This window comes from Mycobacterium simiae, assembly GCF_008370645.1.
Taxonomy (GTDB): Bacteria; Actinomycetota; Actinomycetes; order Mycobacteriales; family Mycobacteriaceae; genus Mycobacterium; species Mycobacterium simiae_A.
This window is the reverse complement of the sequence record NZ_VTZN01000373.1, coordinates 1-1584: the sequence shown is the minus strand read 5'-3', so window position 1 is coordinate 1584 and position 1584 is coordinate 1. Positions and strand designations below refer to the sequence as shown.

1 protein-coding gene is annotated in these 1584 nt (G+C 62.1%); it reads left to right on the top strand.

Going from position 1 to position 1584, the window contains the following annotated elements; translation table 11 throughout:
• Nucleotides 1-1584 (top strand): PPE family protein (locus F0Q45_RS25875; protein WP_149656577.1); only part of this gene is annotated, 1584 nt, incomplete at both ends.

Below are 1584 nucleotides of genomic sequence, written 5' to 3'. Positions count from 1 at the left end.
TGGCCGCGGCCGCGGCGTGGGATGGGCTTGCCGCTGAGTTGCAGGCGGCGATGACCTCGTTCGGATCGGTGACCTCGGGATTGGCGGGCGGTTCGTGGCTGGGCACGGCGTCTGTGGCGATGACAGCAGCCGCCGTACCCTATGTCGGTTGGTTGGGCACGTCGGCCGCCCAGGCCGCCGAAGCGGCTGGCCTTGCTCGTGTGGCGGCAGGGGCGTTCGAAGCGGCGCGCTCGGCCACGGTGGATCTGGGTGTGGTCGCGGCCAATAGGGCGCAGCTGGTGTCGCTGGTCACCTCGAACCTGTTCGGGCAAAACGCCCCGGCGATTGCTGCCGTCGAGGCGGCATATGAGCAGATGTGGGCTCAGGATGTGGCTGCGTTGGTTGGTTACCACGGCGTGGCGTCGGCGCTGGCCGCGCAATTGTCACCATGGCAGCTAGGCCTTCAGTCGGCCCTGAGCGTAGCCGGCGCACGAGTGGCACTTCCGAGTACGCCAACCTTGTCCACTGCAACGGCGCGGGCGGCGGAAATCGCTATGACGCGCACCGCCTCGGCGGTCAACGACGTGGCGCTGGTCATGGGTGGAAGCGGGTTGCCGATACCTGGGCCCCGCTATGTGGACGCGGCCAACCTGCTCTTCATCGAGCGCAGCGCTCCGGCGGCAATCATCGAGGCGCTGTTCACGCCTCAGGGACTCTATCCGGTGACCGGCACAAAGAGTCTGACGTTTGACATTTCGGTTGCCCAGGGCGTCACTATTTTGGATACGGCGATCAGGCAGCAAATCGCGGCGGGAAATAGCGTCACGGTATTTGGATATTCCCAGAGCGCCACCATCGCTTCACTGGAAATGGTGAGGTTAGCGTCCTCGATCAGCCCGCCATCTATGGATCAGTTGTCTTTTGTGCTGGCTGCTAATCCCAGTAATCCCAACGGCGGTATCGCCGCCCGCTTTGCCGGGCTCGCATTGCCGAGTTTGGGTGCGACAGCCAGCGGTGCAACGCCCGACAATCTTTATCCGACCAGCAGCTACACCATCGAGTACGATGGAGTCGCCGACTTTCCGCGTTATCCAATCAATATCTTGGCCAATCTCAACGCTCTTGCCGGAATCTATTATCTGCACCCAACCTACATGATGCTCACTCCTGAACAGATAAATTCCGCGATTCCATTGACGAATACCGTGGGACCCACCATGACAAACTACTACATCATTCCCACAAAAAACCTGCCGTTACTGGAGCCGCTGAGAGCCCTTCCCATCATGGGCAACCCGTTGGCCGACCTGATCCAGCCGAATCTGAAGGTGCTGGTCAACCTGGGCTACGGCGACCCGGCCTACGGCTACTCGACCACGGCACCCAACGTAGCCACCCCGTTCGAGTTGTTCCCGCCGGTCAGTCCGCTCACCGTCGCCAATCATCTTGTGGCTGGGACCCAGCAAGGAGTCAACGATTTCGCCTACGGCATGGCCAAGATTGACTTGCCGTCATTGCCGGCCGTGCCCAACCTGCTGATGGCCGGCCCAACAACGACGTCCGCACCCGGCACAGCGCTCATGCTCAGCCCAGCGGTGTCGCCGC